Annotated in this window: 13 protein-coding genes; 4 read left to right on the forward strand and 9 right to left on the reverse strand. The window is 68.6% G+C overall.

Annotation, left to right across the window (positions count from 1 at the left end; genetic code table 11):
* Positions 1-190: 190 nt before the first annotated feature.
* The 3 genes from ASC65_RS09415 to ASC65_RS09425 all read right to left on the reverse strand — a co-directional run bounded on the left by ASC65_RS09415 (position 191) and on the right by ASC65_RS09425 (position 1,774).
* Positions 191-754, reverse strand: coding sequence for a hypothetical protein (locus ASC65_RS09415; RefSeq protein WP_056451936.1), 564 nt, complete (start codon positions 752-754; stop codon positions 191-193).
* A complete protein-coding gene (locus ASC65_RS09420) occupies positions 751-1,008 on the reverse strand; it encodes a hypothetical protein (RefSeq protein WP_056451938.1) in 258 nt (85 codons plus the stop codon). The genes ASC65_RS09415 and ASC65_RS09420 overlap by 4 nt, the downstream gene beginning before the upstream one ends.
* A 283-nt stretch (positions 1,009-1,291) precedes the next feature.
* Positions 1,292-1,774: a hypothetical protein gene (locus tag ASC65_RS09425; RefSeq protein ID WP_056451940.1), complete on the reverse strand. Its 483-nt coding sequence runs from the start codon at positions 1,772-1,774 to the stop codon at positions 1,292-1,294.
* 454 nt (positions 1,775-2,228) lie between these two features.
* Between ASC65_RS09425 and ASC65_RS09430 the strand changes: the two genes are divergently transcribed.
* The gene (locus ASC65_RS09430) at positions 2,229-2,747 is read left to right on the forward strand and encodes a hypothetical protein (protein WP_156459610.1); all 519 of its coding nucleotides are present in this window, start codon (positions 2,229-2,231) and stop codon (positions 2,745-2,747) included.
* Between the two features lie 340 nt (positions 2,748-3,087).
* Here ASC65_RS09430 and uvrB read toward each other — a convergent pair whose 3' ends face one another.
* The gene (gene uvrB / locus ASC65_RS09435) at positions 3,088-5,418 is read right to left on the reverse strand and encodes an excinuclease ABC subunit UvrB (RefSeq protein ID WP_056451944.1); all 2,331 of its coding nucleotides are present in this window, start codon (positions 5,416-5,418) and stop codon (positions 3,088-3,090) included.
* 160 nt (positions 5,419-5,578) lie between these two features.
* On the opposite strand from uvrB, the gene ASC65_RS09440 reads away from it, so the two are divergent.
* Positions 5,579-6,364 carry an isocitrate lyase/PEP mutase family protein gene (locus ASC65_RS09440; RefSeq protein WP_056451946.1) on the forward strand — a complete coding sequence of 262 codons (786 nt, stop codon included), beginning with the start codon at positions 5,579-5,581 and terminating at the stop codon, positions 6,362-6,364.
* Here ASC65_RS09440 and ASC65_RS09445 read toward each other — a convergent pair.
* Together ASC65_RS09445 and ASC65_RS09450 are read right to left on the reverse strand one after the other, a co-directional pair.
* Complete coding sequence (locus tag ASC65_RS09445) at positions 6,355-7,389, reverse strand: mechanosensitive ion channel family protein (RefSeq protein ID WP_056451948.1); 1,035 nt, start codon at positions 7,387-7,389, stop codon at positions 6,355-6,357. The two genes, ASC65_RS09440 and ASC65_RS09445, sit on opposite strands and share 10 nt — an antisense overlap.
* 75 nt (positions 7,390-7,464) lie before the next feature.
* The gene (locus ASC65_RS09450) at positions 7,465-8,388 is read right to left on the reverse strand and encodes a hypothetical protein (protein ID WP_056451950.1); all 924 of its coding nucleotides are present in this window, start codon (positions 8,386-8,388) and stop codon (positions 7,465-7,467) included.
* A gap of 109 nt (positions 8,389-8,497) precedes the next feature.
* On the opposite strand from ASC65_RS09450, the gene ASC65_RS09455 reads away from it, so the two are divergent.
* On the forward strand, positions 8,498-9,007 hold the full coding sequence (locus tag ASC65_RS09455) for a methylated-DNA--[protein]-cysteine S-methyltransferase (protein ID WP_056451952.1): 510 nt from the start codon (positions 8,498-8,500) through the stop codon (positions 9,005-9,007).
* Positions 9,008-9,032: 25 nt separating this feature from the next.
* Here the strand turns inward: ASC65_RS09455 and ASC65_RS09460 are convergent, their stop codons facing one another.
* On the reverse strand, positions 9,033-12,428 hold the full coding sequence (locus ASC65_RS09460; protein ID WP_056451954.1) for a class I SAM-dependent DNA methyltransferase: 3,396 nt from the start codon (positions 12,426-12,428) through the stop codon (positions 9,033-9,035).
* A 98-nt stretch (positions 12,429-12,526) separates the two neighbouring features.
* Between ASC65_RS09460 and ASC65_RS09465 the strand changes: the two genes are divergently transcribed.
* On the forward strand, positions 12,527-13,351 hold the full coding sequence (locus ASC65_RS09465; RefSeq protein WP_056451956.1) for a sulfite exporter TauE/SafE family protein: 825 nt from the start codon (positions 12,527-12,529) through the stop codon (positions 13,349-13,351).
* 94 nt (positions 13,352-13,445) lie between these two features.
* On the opposite strand, the gene ASC65_RS09470 is transcribed toward ASC65_RS09465, so the two are convergent.
* Positions 13,446-13,937 (reverse strand): TIGR02281 family clan AA aspartic protease, encoded by a 492-nt coding sequence (locus ASC65_RS09470; protein WP_056451959.1) that lies wholly within the window; start codon positions 13,935-13,937, stop codon positions 13,446-13,448.
* A 128-nt stretch (positions 13,938-14,065) separates the two neighbouring features.
* Positions 14,066-14,305: a DUF1289 domain-containing protein gene (locus tag ASC65_RS09475; RefSeq protein WP_056451961.1), complete on the reverse strand. Its 240-nt coding sequence runs from the start codon at positions 14,303-14,305 to the stop codon at positions 14,066-14,068.
* Positions 14,306-14,335 lie beyond the last annotated feature (30 nt).

Consider the following 14,335-nt stretch of genomic DNA (forward strand, 5'->3'; position numbering starts at 1 on the left):
TGCGGCCGTGTCGCCCCTCCACCGCTTCGCGGTCCCCCTCCCCATCGCTGCGCGACAGGGAGGAGACGCGACCAAGGGTGTGAGAGTGTCGGTTGGTGCTGTCCTTGTGAGAAATCACCGGGCGCCATCACGACACCTTCGCGCAGGTCGGCGCACCAATTGAGGTTTGAGCGTCACGACGCCCCCTCCCCTACGGCCACCCCTCCGCCGCCCCCTTCGGCAGCCCGACGTCCTCCCGCCAGGCGTCCCGCTTGGCCTCCAGGGTGATCTCGTCCAGCCGCGCCGTCGGCCTCAGCGTCCCCGCCTCGTTCCAGAACGCCGCCGTCCACCCCGCCCGCGCCGTCACCTCTTCCCGATCCCGCGCAGCCGCCTCAGCGCCCAGCCGCTCCGCCCGCCAGGCCAGCACGAAGCCCGCATGCCACAGCGGCACGCCGGCCAGCGCCCCGCCCTGCATCGCCGCCGCCAGCGTCTCCGCCAGCGCCCGCGTCTCCGCCAGCTTCAGCTCGAACGCCTCCATCGCCCGCGCCGCATGTCGCTCCCAGCCCTCGACCGGCTCCGGCGGCGGATCCTCTCCCCGTAGCCGCCGCCACCCCTCCGAGGCCCGCCGCCGCCACAGGTTGGCCAGCCCGACATTGTAGCGATGCGCCAGCGACGCCCCGGTCTCCCCGGCCTCCCACGCCCGCCGCACCTCGTCCCAGGTCTCGTCCGAACGGATCTTCGGCCGCCGCACCTCCCAATCGAGCGCCCCGCTCATTGCAGCGCGGCCTGCTTGCCGCTCCGGCGCGTCCGGCGCGGCGGCGGGGGCGGCGTCACCTCCGGCGCCGCCAGCAGCCCCTCCGCCTCGATCTGCGCCAACAGCGTGTCCGCGGTCCGCATCAACCACTCCGCCACGCGCGACTCCGGGTGGCGCTTCGCCGCGACGGCCAGCTTCGCGATCTGATCGACGGCCCGCAGCCGCGCCTCGATGGCGTCGAAGATGGCGTGCTCGGGATCAGTCTTCGTCCTCATGCTCGGCTCCCTGCCGGTGAATGGACCGGAGAGTCTGGCGCGGTTGGAGCGGTGGTCTGGAAGGTCGCGGGCGAGCGACGCTCAGCGTCACGACAAGCGGTTGGAATCGCTAGGTTCGGCGCGCGGCGAGCGTCATGTGCGCGACTAACTTGGCGCGGGATGGGAGGGGTGAGAGCGATGGGACGGGAGGGTCGGGGCGGCCCTCACCTTTCGTCATCCCGGCGAAGGCCGGGACCCAGCGGCGCCGAAGGCGATCTGATCAATCAAGGCGTCCGCGAACCGCTTAGCGCGCCCGTGCCCTCGACGGGCCCGTATACTCGACTCCTAGGGCGCTGGGCGGCTCGAGGCCTCCAGCGCTGAATGCGACCGTTCGCGTCGGCAAACGCCAACTGCAGAGCATCATCATCAAGACGCACTCCGGCGGTCGACCAAGCTCGGCCTGGATTTTTTCGATGACCATCTGGTTGGATTGCTGGGTCAGATCTTGTGGCTCGACGAAGAGACGCACCGTCGTGAGCCTGTTCCGCTCGAAGTAAAATTCCGCGCGGCCGGAATGGTCGAAGACATCCACGCCCGGCATGGCGACCAGCAGTTCGCCGAACGAGGCCTTGTTGGACGGATCGGACGTGGCCTGCGCGCCGGGGAGGACCCTGAGCACTTCGCGCGGCGTCATGCCTAGGGCCACGCCGTTCCAGAGCTCCTGGGCCTGCGCCGAGCCAGCGGCCACGCTCGCCCATGAGATCAGGGCGACTAGGGCGATCTTCATCGTAACTTTCATGGCCCCTTCATAGACGAGAGAGTTGAGCAGGACGGAGTGAAAATTCGCTGTCCGATAGGCCCTGGAATCGGTGCGACCGCGCCTCGGGCGATCAGGACCGCCTTCCCTGCACTTCGCGGTCCCCCTCCCCATCGCCTCGCGACGGAAGCTAGGCCAGTGCCGCCAGCGCGCGGCGGCGTAAGCGGCTGAGTCCGTCTCCTCCCCGTTCGCGCTGCGAATGGGGAGGGGGACCATCCGAAGCCGCAGGCGAGGATGGTGGAGGGGCGGAACGGCCGCGCGGTCGCGTGTCGGAAAGCGCCCCTCCGTCACGGCGCGTATTCGCGCCGCGCCACCTCCCCATCGCTGCGCGACAGGGAGGAGACCGTCCCCCTTGCCCTCCCGCTTCAGCTTGACCATACAGCCCGCCGGGCTCCTTGGGGGGAGCGACCAGGGGAGCTATCCAATGACCATTCGGACCGCGCTGGTGCGCGCCGCGGCGATCGCCGCGCTCGGCCTGACCACCTCGGGCTGCGTGGCGAAGTATGTGCCCGTTGAGGCGGGTCAGCCGGCCGCCGAAGTGACTGTCCACAAGAGCTACTCAGGCACGAACCTGTGGATTGGCGGGATGCAGTCCTACAATCTCGGGCCGGACGAATTCTGCGACACGACCAAGCTCGGCGCTGTGCTCTCGATGTTGACCGAGGACTCCAAGGCGCTGCGCGTCGCGCCGGGCAAGCCGATCGTGCTCTCGGTCACCACCACCTACATGTGGGGCACCGGGGCGTACAGCTCGGCGAGCAGCACCTGCTTCAACGCGGTGCGCTTCACCCCGGAGCAGGACCAGCAGTACGACGTCAGGCATACGTTCGACGTCGACGACAAATACTGCCGCCTGATCATCACCGACCGCGCCACCGGCAAGAGGGTCCGGGACGCTGAGCCCTTGCCGCTGAGCGAGTGCCGGAAGCGGGCGCGGCGGTAGGAGCGGCTGAGGTCGTCTCCTCCCCGTTGCGGAGCAATGGGGAGGTGGCGCGGCGCGAATACGCGCCGTGACGGAGGGGGGGCCGGTGCGCCGATGGGCGGCGGTTTCGCCCCTCCACCGCTTCGCGGTCCCCCTCCCCATCGCGACGCGACGGGGAGGAGACACCCAAATTTCCGCTCATCCCCGCGAAGGCGGGGACCCAGTTCTGTCCAGCGTGACGCCGGCGTTTCAGGTCTTGGGCCGGCGGGTCCCGGGCATCACCGATCACCAAAAGGACTGGGTCCCCGCTTTCGCGGGGATGAGCGGGATGGGGTGGTCCTGATGGACCGGCGTCCGCCCCCTACCGCCCCTTCCTAAACGCCTCCGCCTTTTCCGCCGCCGCCTCGGCGCGCCAGCGCTTCGGCGCCGACTTGTCGACCTCCTCCCCCGCCCCGGTCAGGGCCTCATTCGCGAACTCGAGGTCGAGGAGCTTCATCTTCTTGATCTCGTCGCGCAGGCGAGCGGCTTCCTCGAACTCGAGGTTGGCGGCGGCCTCGCGCATGCGGCCTTCCAGGTCCTTGAGGGCGGCCTGGAAGTTGGAGCCGATGAAGGGCTTGGCGTTTTCGGCGACGCCGGGGCGGGTCAGGCGGTCGATCTCGCGGCTCTCGTAGGGCGAGGCCATGATCTCCTTGATGTCGCGCTTGACCGACTCGGGCGTGATGCCGTGCTCGGCGTTGTAGGCCTCCTGCTTCTCGCGGCGGCGGTTGGTCTCGGCGATGGCGCGCTCCATCGAGCCGGTCATGCGGTCGGCGTAGAGGATGACGCGGCCGTCGACGTTGCGGGCGGCGCGGCCGATGGTCTGGATCAGGGAGGTCTCGGAGCGCAGGAAGCCCTCCTTGTCGGCGTCGAGGATGGCCACCAGGCCGCACTCGGGGATGTCGAGGCCCTCCCTGAGCAGGTTGATGCCGATCAGGACGTCGAATGAGCCCAGGCGCAGGTCGCGCAGGATCTCGATCCGCTCCAGGGTGTCGACGTCGGAGTGCATGTAGCGGACGCGGACGCCCTGCTCGTGCATGTATTCGGTCAGGTCCTCGGCCATCTTCTTGGTCAGGGTGGTGACCAGGGAGCGGTAGCCCTGGCGGGCCACGGCCTTGACCTCGTCGATGACGTCGTCGACCTGGTTTCGGGTGGCGCCGGAGACCGGGCGGATCTCGACCGGGGGGTCGATCAGGCCGGTGGGGCGGATGACCTGTTCGGTGAAGACGCCGCCGGTCTTCTCCATCTCCCACGGGCCGGGGGTGGCGGAGACGAACATCGTCTGCGGGCGCATGGCGTCCCACTCGTCGAACTTCAGCGGGCGGTTGTCGATGGCGCTGGGCAGGCGGAAGCCGTACTCGGCCAGGGTCGATTTGCGGCGGTAGTCGCCGCGGTACATGGCGCTGATCTGGCCGACGGTGACGTGGCTCTCGTCGACGAACAGCAGGGCGTTGTCGGGGATGTATTCGAAGAAGGTCGGCGGCGGCTCGCCGGGGGCGCGGCCGGTCAGCCAGCGGCTGTAGTTCTCGATGCCGGCGCAGGAGCCGGTGGCCTCCATCATCTCCAGGTCGAAGCGGGTGCGCTGTTCGAGGCGCTGGGCCTCCAGCAGCTTGCCGTTCTCGACCATCCAGTCGAGCGTCTCCTTGAGCTCGGCCTTGATGCCGTTGACGGCCTGGTTGAGCGTCGGCCGGGGCGTGACGTAGTGGCTGGCGGCGTAGACGGTGACCTCCGTGAGGTCGGCGGTCTTCTTGCCGGTCAGGGGGTCGAACTCCTGGATGCCCTCGACCTCGTCGCCGAACAGGCTGATGCGCCAGGCGCGGTCCTCCAGGTGGACCGGGAAGATCTCCAAGGTGTCGCCGCGCTTGCGGAACATGCCGCGCTCGAACGCCGCGTCGTTGCGCTTGTACTGCAGCGCGATCAGGTCGGCCCGCAGCTTGCTCTCGTCGATCTGGTCCCCGACCTTCAGGGTGAAGGTCATGGCGGTATAGGTCTCCACCGACCCGATGCCGTAGATGCAGCTGACCGAGGCCACGACAATCACATCGTCCCGCTCCAGGATCGCCCGCGTCGCCGAGTGCCGCATGCGATCGATCTGCTCGTTTATGGACGAGTCTTTTTCGATGTAAGTGTCTGTTCTGGGTACATAAGCTTCCGGTTGGTAGTAGTCGTAGTACGAGACGAAATACTCGACCGCATTGTCCGGGAAGAAGGCCTTGAACTCGGAGTAGAGCTGGGCCGCGAGGGTCTTGTTGTGGGCCAGGATCAGGGCGGGGCGCTGGGTCTGTTCGATCACCTTGGCCATGGTGAAGGTCTTGCCCGAGCCGGTGACGCCGAGCAGGACCTGGTCGCGCTCGCCGGCCTCGGCGGTGGCGACGAGCTCGGCGATGGCCGCGGGCTGGTCGCCGGCGGGGGTGTATTTGGTCTCCAGCCGGAACGGGATGCGCTTCTTGTCGGTGGGCCGGTCGGGGCGGTGCGGGACCCAGTCTGCAGGGGCGCCGGGGGCCTCCTCGGGCGTCAGCCGGGGGCCGGTGACGGGGGCGAACATCGGCATGGCGCCGCGGGCGCCTTTCGGACCGTCCTGGATGAAGGGCGCCTGGGCCTCCGCCATGCCGGGGACGTGGACCGGCTTGCCGGACTTCGAGGGGGAACGGGCCATGAACGCAATCTAGGGGCGGGAGGGGGTCTGCGCCAGTCAACGCGCGGCCTGCGGACAGACTGCTGACAACCGATGGCAGCAGGGCGGCTGACGCGGTCCGGAAACCGCGAGCGAAGGGCGGCCGGGGTTCCTAGATCGGAGCAAACACGGGAGCTGAGCCATGACCGCCTTTCACGACCTGCACCGATCTGGCCTGCTGATCCTGCCCAACGCCTGGGACGCGGGCAGCGCGGCGGTGATGCGCTCGCTGGGCGCCCGGGCCATCGCCACGACCAGCGCCGGCGTGGCTTGGGCCCTGGGCTGGCCCGACGGCGACGCGCTGCCGCCGGAGCGGGCGGTGCAGGCGGCGCGCGACATCGTGCGGGCGGCGGGCGACCTGCCGGTCAGCGTCGATTTCGAGGGCGGCTACTCCGACGACCCGGACGCGGTGGCGGAGACGGCGAAACAGCTGGTCAAGGCCGGGGCGCAGGGGATCAATATCGAGGACGGCGGCGCCGCGCCCGAGATCCTGGCGGCCAAGATCGCCGCCATCCGCGCGGCGGTCGGCGACGCCTTGTTCATCAACGCCCGCTGCGACGTCTGGCTGAGGGGCGTGGGCGAGGCTGACGGGCGGGTCAACGAGGCGCTGCGGCGGGGCGCGCTCTATCGCGGCGTCGGGGCCGACGGCCTGTTCGCGCCAGGGCTCACGGACCGCGATGGGATCGCGGAGCTGGTCGCAGGCACGCCCCTGCCGATCAATCTTCTGGCCTGGCCCGGCCTGCCGGGCGCCGCCGAGCTGGAGCGGCTGGGCGTGCGGCGGCTGAGCGCCGGCTCGGGCATCGCCAGCGCGGTCTATGGGCAAGCGGCCCTCCTGGCCCGAGGCTTCCTGACCGACGGATTGCAGGAGCCGATGCAGGCGGATGCGCTGAACTGGGGCGAGATGAACGCCCTGATGCCTCAGGTCTGAGGCGGCGGCGATCGCGCCGGAGCCGGCTCATCCGGCTCGTGGTCGGGCGACAGCAGGTCGTCGGCGGCGTCATTGACCGAGGCTGCAAAGACCTCGGCCGAGGCCGCCCCCGCCCGGCGGCTGCGGCGGCTCTGGCGCGCGCCGACCAGGGCCAGAGCCTCATCGCCCTCCTTGCCGAACACCGAGCGGATGCGCAGCTCGGCCTGCGGCACGGGCGGCCCGATCCGCACCGCCCGCAGCGCGTCGGCGATGGCCCAGTTGTAGGCCGCCAGCATGGCCGCCGGCCGCTTGACTGCGTCGGGCGTCGGCCAAACCAGCAGTTCGAAATTGAGCCCTGAATCGCCGAAACTGACCAGCCAGACCTGGCTCTTGCGCAAGGGGTTTTCGGGCAGGGTGAAGGGGCTGGCGCGGGCGGCGGCGAGCACCGCGTCGCGGACCAGGGCGCGGTCGCAGCCGTAGTTGACGGAAAAGGGAATGTGGATGCGCCGGGTGTCGCCCCGCAGCGTCGTATTGGTCAGCGGCCGCTCTATCAGATGCGAGTTGGGGATCAGGATGTGGAGGTTGTCATTGGTGCGGATCCGGGTGGCGCGCGGCCCGATTTCGACGATGACCCCCTTGGCCCCGCCCTCGACCTCGACATAGTCGCCGACCGAGACCGTCGGGTCGAACACCAGGATCAGGCCGGAAACGAACTCCTTGACCACCCCCTGCAGGCCGAGGCCGATGCCGATCCCCGTCGCGCCGGCGAAGAGGCTGAAGGAGGACAGGTCCAACCCGGCCGTCGACAGCCCGGCCACGGCGCCGATAACGATCAGGCCGTAGGTGAGGACCTTCTCCAGCACATAGACGGAGGAGACGTCGTGCACGCCCCGTCGGCGCACCTTTTTCAGGAAACTTCCGACCAGGTGCGACAGCAGGCATGCGACCACGAACAGCGCCAGCCCGGCGGCGACGCTGCCTAGGGTCACGACCGATCCGCCGACCCGGAACAGCTGACCCTCGGCGAGATCACCGAACGGTAGCATCAAGGCGTGAGCGCGCTTCGGGCGTTGCGGTTCCGGCGCGGCCGGAGACGCGGGCGCGTCTCCGGGTCTTCAGCCCTAGCGCCGGCTGACGCGGGCGCGGACCTCCAACTCGCCGAGACGGCGGGTCAGATAGGCGCTCTCGTCCGCCGACGGACTGGTCCGGGCGTAGGCGGCTTCGAGGTAGGCGAGGTCGCGGTGCTCGGTTCGCAGCTGGGTCGCCTCGGCGCGGGCGATGGCGCCCGAGCGCTCGCCGGCCGCGATGGCGGTCTCGATGTTGGCGAGGCGGGTGCGGTTGTCGAGATAGCCGCCCCCGCCGCTGGCAGCACCGTCGCCGACGCGCACGTCGAGAGCGTCGAGGCGGGCGTCGAGGTCGTCACGTTCCTGGGCCGTCAAACGGCCATCGCGCAGATAGTCGGTCTCGGCGCGGATCAGGGACTGATAGTCGGTCTTCAGTCGGTTGCCCTCGGTGCGGCTGATGCGGCGGGCGCGGACGGAGGCGTCGACGCGGGTGTTGAACTCGGTGCGGCCGTCGGCGACCGACGTACGGCCTTCCGAATAGTCCGAACCGCCGGCCTCGACCCGCTGCGAAAACTCGCGGTACTGAGCGGCGAGATCGCTGCGCTCGGCCGTGGTGACCCGGCCGTCCGAGGTGTAACGCGCCTCCAGCTGGACCAGATCGTCATATTCGTAGCGCAGCCGCTCGGCCTCGCTGCTCGACAGGACGCCCGAGCGCACATCGGCGTTCAGCCGGGTCTCAAAGCTCGAGCGCTGGGTGGCCAGCGGGCGGCGGCCGCGGCTCCATTCGGTCTCCAGGTTAGTGGAGACGCCGTAGCGATCGCCGAACAGGGCGCCGAGAATCTGACCGAAGGGATCCTGTGGCTGGCTCTGGCCATAGGGGTTTTGTGTCGAGCCGTAAGGCGTCTGGGCCGCAGCTTCGCCCGCGATCGGGAGGAGCAGGGCGCCCGCTGCGAGCGCCGAAAGAGTCCGTGAGGTCGTCATGAAGCGTGTCCGCAGTGAATGGGGCGGAGTAACGGGGTTCGACGCCGGATGGTTGCCTGAAGGTCCGAAAGCCGCGAGCGGCGGGGACGGATCGGGTTAGACTGCCGACATGATCCTGACCCTCTCCGCCCTATCATCGCCGATCGGCGAACTGGAACTGGCCTGCGACGCGGACGGTCGGCTGCGCGGCGTGTCCTTCGGCGGCGGGGCCTCTCGGGCCATGCGGCGCGAGTATCCGGGCGTCGAGCAGGTTAGGGGCGAGACGCCTCAAGCGGTGCGCGAGGGCCTGGAAGCTTATTTCGCCGGCGACCTGAGCGCGCTGAACCGCATCCCGTGGAGCCTCGACGGCGCCGTCGCCGCCGACGGCTTCCAGGCGCGGGTGTGGCGGGCTCTGGCGGAAGTCCCGCCCGGCGTGACGATCAGCTACGGCGAAATGGCCAAACGCGTCGGCGAGCCGGGCGCCGCCCAGGCGGCAGGGGTGGCGCTGAACCGCAACCCGATCCCGGTGGTCCTGGCCTGCCACCGCGTGGTCGGCGCCGACGGAGCGATGGTCGGCTTCGGCGGCGGGCTGGAGCGGAAGACCTGGCTGCTGCGGCACGAGGGGGCGTTGCTGATCTGAGGGGTCAGCTGGCATCCAGCTTGGATCAGGCCGCGCGACGGGCGGCGTAGGTCCCGTCCGGCAACGCAGTGATCTCGGCATAGCGAACCAGGGTGTTGAGAGCCTGGAGCACCCGTTGCTCGATCGCCTTGCCACCCCGCTTGAAGGCGCGGGAAACGGCGGCGGCGTCCATCGGCTTGCCGGCGGCTTGCAGCACGGCGCGGATAGCCATGACCTGTTCGCCCTTGTCCTTCGGGAAGGCGGGCAGCCCCTTGTCGATGGCGACGACGCTGTCGGCCAGATCGAGTTCGCCGGACTTCGCCTTCGTCGCGCCCTTTGCGAAGCGAGGGATCTGGTAGTCGGGGCGGAGCCAGCGGACATGACCCGCGGCTTCCTCCGCCGCACGCTCGGCGTTCAGGGCGACCAGCTTTTCCAGAATCTGCTCGTCGGTCAGGTCGTGCCGCCAGCCGTAGGCGTCAGCTGTCGCGCGGTCGATCTGGTCATGCAGGTCCTTGAGGATCAGGACGCGGCCACGATCTTTGACGTCCTCGTCCTTCGGGTCGAGTGGCGTCCCGGCGCGGACCTTCTCCAGCACATTGTAGAGGCCGGTGAGGGTCAGGTCGGGATGTTCGGCCTGGACCGTCTTGCGGGTAGCGTCGAGTTCCTCGCCGAGTTCGCGGAGGCGAGCGCGGACAGCATCGGATGGGTCTGGGAAGGGGAAGGGGTCGAAGCCCTTCGATTTTGTATAGATCGGGCGATCTTCGAGTAGACCGCCAGTCGCCAAGGCCCAGATTACATGCCCCCGTGACGAAAGCACTGCCAAGAAGGCAGCATCGTCCCAAGCGAAACAAACCAGCCGATTGTCCGGAAGGATTGATGCATCGAGAAATTGAAAAGTGCGATGCTGCGCGGTTTCCACCGTGGCAACGTAACGAGGGAGCCCCTCCAACGCCGGCCGCAACTCCGTGCGCGGTTTTCCAAACTGCCACCACTGCTCCGCATAGGCTTGTGCGTCTTTCGTTGGTGATTTCGCTACTTGCGCCAGTCGGTCCACGCGCACGGTATCATACAGGTGCTGATACACCTCCGGGTATTGCATCCGCACCTCCGTGGCAGAAAGGCCGAACAGGTCAATGACCATGACCCCGCGCGGACGCGCCGTCAGATCACGACCGTTGCGATAATGACGAATGTGACGTTCCAGTCCCTGTCGGTGCCCGAGGCCGATGAGTTCGGCTTCGCTTGACGTGACGATGAACCCCGCTCCGTGCAGCTTCACCCCCGGCGACGAGACCCCTTGGTTGGCAAGCAGAGGCAATGCACGCGTGACATCAACTCCAGCAGTCAGGTCCGGATTAATCTTTCCGTCGCGAGCGATGAACGTCAGCGTCGGGTCGTCAGTGTCCAGCGCAGCTTCTGCCTCGACCTTGAGCAATTCTCCGTCCTTTGAACCCGGCACGCATACAGTCATCGCAATCCGCACCGCGGCGCTGTCCTTCGTGGCCTTGGTCCATGGGTGATCGGGCACCGCAAAGATGAGGGACAACGGCGTCTTGGCGTTCAGGTGGCGCTCCATCACCTTGCGCTGGAACATTTGGCTAATTGAGTTGGTGGTAACGAAACCGAAACGGCGCAGTGGGGTCTTCTTGCGGGTCAGGAGTTCTGCCGCCCGGTCCCACCAGTACATGACAAAATCGGCGCTCTCGTTCATGTGCCGATGGGCGCGCCACAGGGCCTCCGCATAGCCAAATTCCATGCGCGAGCGCAGGTCCTTGCCGCCAATAAACGGCGGGTTCCCCACGATGAACTCCGCCTCCGGCCAGTCCGGCCGCCGCGCATTCGGGTAGACCTGCACCGCCTTGCCCTCGACCATCTCGAACTGCAGCTCGGGATAGCCGTCCCAGGTCAGGACCGCGTCCTTCTGCTGAATGTTGCCGAAGGCCTTGAGGATGGGCTCGGCGGGATGTTCGCGGCTGTTGCGGTAGTGCTGTTGCAGATAGCCGATCCACAGCACCAGTTCGGCGATTGCCGCGGCGCGGACGTTCAGCTCGATGCCGAGGAACTGGTGCGGGTCGACGGTCTCGAAGCCGATGCCTTCGGTCTCGCCCAGCTCGGCCAGCGCCTCCAGCACCTCGCCCTCCAGCCGCTTCATCAGCTCCAGCGAGACGTAGAGGAAGTTGCCGGTGCCGCAGGCCGGATCGAGCACCCGCGTCGCGCAGAGCTGGTGGTGGAAGGCGCGGATGGCGGCGACGGCCTCCTTTGGCGCGCCACGCTCACGCGCGTCGCCGGCCTTCATCAGGGCCGCGTTCCAGTCCGCACGAAGCGGCTCCATGACGGTGACTTCCACCAACCGCTCGACGTAGGAGCGCGGCGTATAGTGGGCGCCGAGGGCGCGGCGCTCTTTGGGGTCGAGCGCCTGCTCGACCAGGGTGCCGAAGATGGCCGGTTCGACGTATCGCCAGTCGTGCCGTGAAGCGGCGAGGAGTTCGCCGATTTCCTCACGTGTCATCGGGAAGGCGCGAGCGTCCTTGAACAGGCTGCCGTTGAAGTGGCGCAGATGGGTCTTGAAGCCCGAGAAGAAGCGGTTGTCGTAAACCGGGTCGTCCATCCGCCGCCACAGGTCGCGCAGCAGGGGGGCGAAGCTGTCGGGCCCCTCCAGGCATTCGTTCAGCAATTCGGTGAACTTGCCCTTGGGCAGCAGGTCCACGTCCTCGGCGAACATGGTGAAGATGCAGCGCATCAGGAAATGGGCGACTTCCTCGGCCGGGTGGTTGCGTTCCAGCCGACGCGAAACGGCTGCGAGGCGTTCGGCGATCTGACGCGTGACGCGGGCGGATTCACGCGTCGGGTCGAGCGACTGCGGGTCGGTCCAGATCGCCCGGAGACGTTCGACGACCTTGTCGTCGCGCAGGTCTTCGAGCCGGACGCGGAAGCCCTTCCGATCGGGGAAATGGGTGTAGGCGCGGCCGCTGCCCGAGAAGTCGGCGTAGATCTCGAACACATAGCCGACGTCGCAGACGATGATGAACGGCGGGGCGGCGTGGTCGGCAGGCAGGCGGAAGACATAGTCCTCGGCCTGCTTGCGCGCGTTGCGCATCAGGGTGTCCCACCGCCCCTCGCCAGCAGCGGTGGAGTTCGCCTCGGCCTCAGAGAACAGACGGGGCTGGTCGTCGCGCTGGGCGGCGCGCGACTGCTTGGCCTCAAGGATGAAGCAGCCGCGCTTGTAGAGGTCGATCCGCAGGGTCGAGGCGAAGCCTTCCGACTCCCGCCGCTTCACTCCGCGCTCGAACACGTAATCGTTGGTGCGGGTATCATCGCTCGCTGGATCGGGACGCGGAAGCTCCAGCGCCTCACAGAGTTCCGACAGGAACATCTGGTAGTTTGCGCGCTCGGCTCCGCCCCGGGCGTGGCTCCAGCGGTCGATGAAGGCGTTGATATCCAAGCGTGGTCTCCCCTACGCCGCACCTGACCCGCTTCGTCTGACTGTTGCAAGGCCCCAGGCCCTCCCCCTGCGGGGGAGGAATGACTAAGGCTTGAGCCATGACGTCCCTCCCCCTGCCCGAGCTCCTGACCCTGCTGGCGGCCCTGGTCGCGGCGGGGTTGGCGGGCGGGCTTGTCGCCGGGCTGTTCGGGGTAGGCGGGGGCACGGTGATCGTGCCGGCGCTGTTCTACGCGTTTGAGGTGCTCGGGGTCGGCGGCGAGGGCAATCTGCACACGGCGATCGGGACCTCGCTGCTGACCATCGTGGCGACGAGCTGGCGATCGCTGAAGGCGCACCGGGAGCACGGGGCGGTTGACGAGGTCGTGCTGAAGACTTGGACGCCCTGGGTCGGATTCGGCGGGCTGGTCGGGGCGGCGGTGGCGGGCTTCACCTCGATGGAGGGGCTGGCCATCGTCTACGGCGTCTGCCTGGCGGCGATCGGGCTGCAGCTGGGCCTGATGCCGGAGCGTTTCACACTCAGGTCCGACCTGCCGACCGGCTGGGGACGGCGCGTGGTCGGGACCGGGATCGGCGGCCTGTCGGCGATGATGGGCATCGGCGGGGGCAGCTTCGGCGGCCTGACCATGACCCTCTGCGGCCGACCGATCCATCAGGCGGTGGCCACGGCCAGCGGCTTCGGCGTGGCCATCGGGGCGGCCGCGATGGCCGGCTTCATGGTGTTCGGCTGGGGCGCGGACGGCCGGCCGCCGTTCTCGATCGGCTACGTCAATGTGCCCGCGGCGCTGATCATGGGGGTGCTGACCACCGCCGTGGCGCCCTGGGGCGCCAAACTGGCCCACAGCCTGGACCGTCGCGTCCTGCGCAAAGCCTTCGCCGTCTATCTGGTGGCGACGGCGCTGTCGGTGGTGGTGAAGGCTTTGTAGGGGAGAGGGTCGAGGGACGAGGGTCGAGGCGACGGCGGAAGCTGAGTGGCTGGTGGCTAGAGATTCAGCCTCCCTCGCCCCTCGCCCCTCGACCCTACTGCCGCAGGCGCAGCTCGCCGCGAGTGGCCTCAAACCCCGACAGCCGCGCCAGATAGCTCATTCCGAGCAGGGAGTGCGGCAGGCCGTCGGCGACGACGATGGCCTCGACGCGGTCGACGCGGGCCCCGGCGACGGCGACGCGGGGGAGTTCGACGCGCGCAGCGCGGACCGGGCCGGAGGCCGTGGCCAGCTCGGTCGTGAAATCGGCGGGCTGAAGCTCCAGCCCCAGACGCGCGGCGTCGGCAGGCGTCAGGGTGACCAGGCTGGCGCCGGTGTCGACCATCAGACGGACGGGACGGCCGTCGATCACAGCCTCGGCCCAGTAGTGGCCGTCAGGGCCGCGCAGGATCCGTTCGGCGACGACGGCATGGCTTTCGGCGGCGTGGGCTTCGCCGCGCAGACCGGCGCGGTCCATCCACCACAGCACGCTGAGCGAGGAAGCGACGGCCAGGGCGAGAACGCCGGCGGAGGAGAGATCGAACCGCATGCCCCCTTGTCCCACGGCCGCGTTGGAATGCGGTGAAGAGGCGTGGTGGACGCGGGGTTAAGCTTGGCGGCGGCTGAGTGGCGGTCGCTCTTCTTCTTTCGTCATCCTCCGGCGAGGCGAAGGCGCCCCTAGAGCCCCAGCTTGGCCGGGTCGATCCGCCCCCGCCGTTCCGGCAGCTCCGTCATGATCTCGGCGCGGCGTTCGTCGGTCAGGGCGCTCCAGCCGCCGATCTCGCCGAGGGTGCGGAAACAGCCCAGGCACAGGCCGGTGGGGCCGTCGACGATGCATACCTTGATGCAGGGCGTGGCGACGGCTTTCGGCGGGCCGGGCGGGCGCGGCTGTGGCGCTTGGGATACGGTCGATGACATCAGTGCGAAATATGGTCCGCTAGCGGAGTA

Source organism: Brevundimonas sp. Root1279 (assembly GCF_001425945.1).
Lineage (GTDB): Bacteria > Pseudomonadota > Alphaproteobacteria > Caulobacterales > Caulobacteraceae > Brevundimonas.

What these genes read in the sequence shown, in the direction of transcription:
- ASC65_RS09415 (WP_056451936.1), bottom strand. Translation starts at nt 754, where the DNA reads ATGAGCGGGGCGCTCGATTGGGAGGTGCGGCGGCCGAAGATCCGTTCG.
- ASC65_RS09420 (WP_056451938.1), bottom strand. Translation starts at nt 1,008, where the DNA reads ATGAGGACGAAGACTGATCCCGAGCACGCCATCTTCGACGCCATCGAG.
- ASC65_RS09425 (WP_056451940.1), bottom strand. Translation starts at nt 1,774, where the DNA reads ATGAAGATCGCCCTAGTCGCCCTGATCTCATGGGCGAGCGTGGCCGCT.
- ASC65_RS09430 (WP_156459610.1), top strand. Translation starts at nt 2,229, where the DNA reads ATGACCATTCGGACCGCGCTGGTGCGCGCCGCGGCGATCGCCGCGCTC.
- uvrB (WP_056451944.1), bottom strand. Translation starts at nt 5,418, where the DNA reads ATGGCCCGTTCCCCCTCGAAGTCCGGCAAGCCGGTCCACGTCCCCGGC.
- ASC65_RS09440 (WP_056451946.1), top strand. Translation starts at nt 5,579, where the DNA reads ATGACCGCCTTTCACGACCTGCACCGATCTGGCCTGCTGATCCTGCCC.
- ASC65_RS09445 (WP_056451948.1), bottom strand. Translation starts at nt 7,389, where the DNA reads ATGCTACCGTTCGGTGATCTCGCCGAGGGTCAGCTGTTCCGGGTCGGC.
- ASC65_RS09450 (WP_056451950.1), bottom strand. Translation starts at nt 8,388, where the DNA reads ATGACGACCTCACGGACTCTTTCGGCGCTCGCAGCGGGCGCCCTGCTC.
- ASC65_RS09455 (WP_056451952.1), top strand. Translation starts at nt 8,498, where the DNA reads ATGATCCTGACCCTCTCCGCCCTATCATCGCCGATCGGCGAACTGGAA.
- ASC65_RS09465 (WP_056451956.1), top strand. Translation starts at nt 12,527, where the DNA reads ATGACGTCCCTCCCCCTGCCCGAGCTCCTGACCCTGCTGGCGGCCCTG.
- ASC65_RS09470 (WP_056451959.1), bottom strand. Translation starts at nt 13,937, where the DNA reads ATGCGGTTCGATCTCTCCTCCGCCGGCGTTCTCGCCCTGGCCGTCGCT.
- ASC65_RS09475 (WP_056451961.1), bottom strand. Translation starts at nt 14,305, where the DNA reads ATGTCATCGACCGTATCCCAAGCGCCACAGCCGCGCCCGCCCGGCCCG.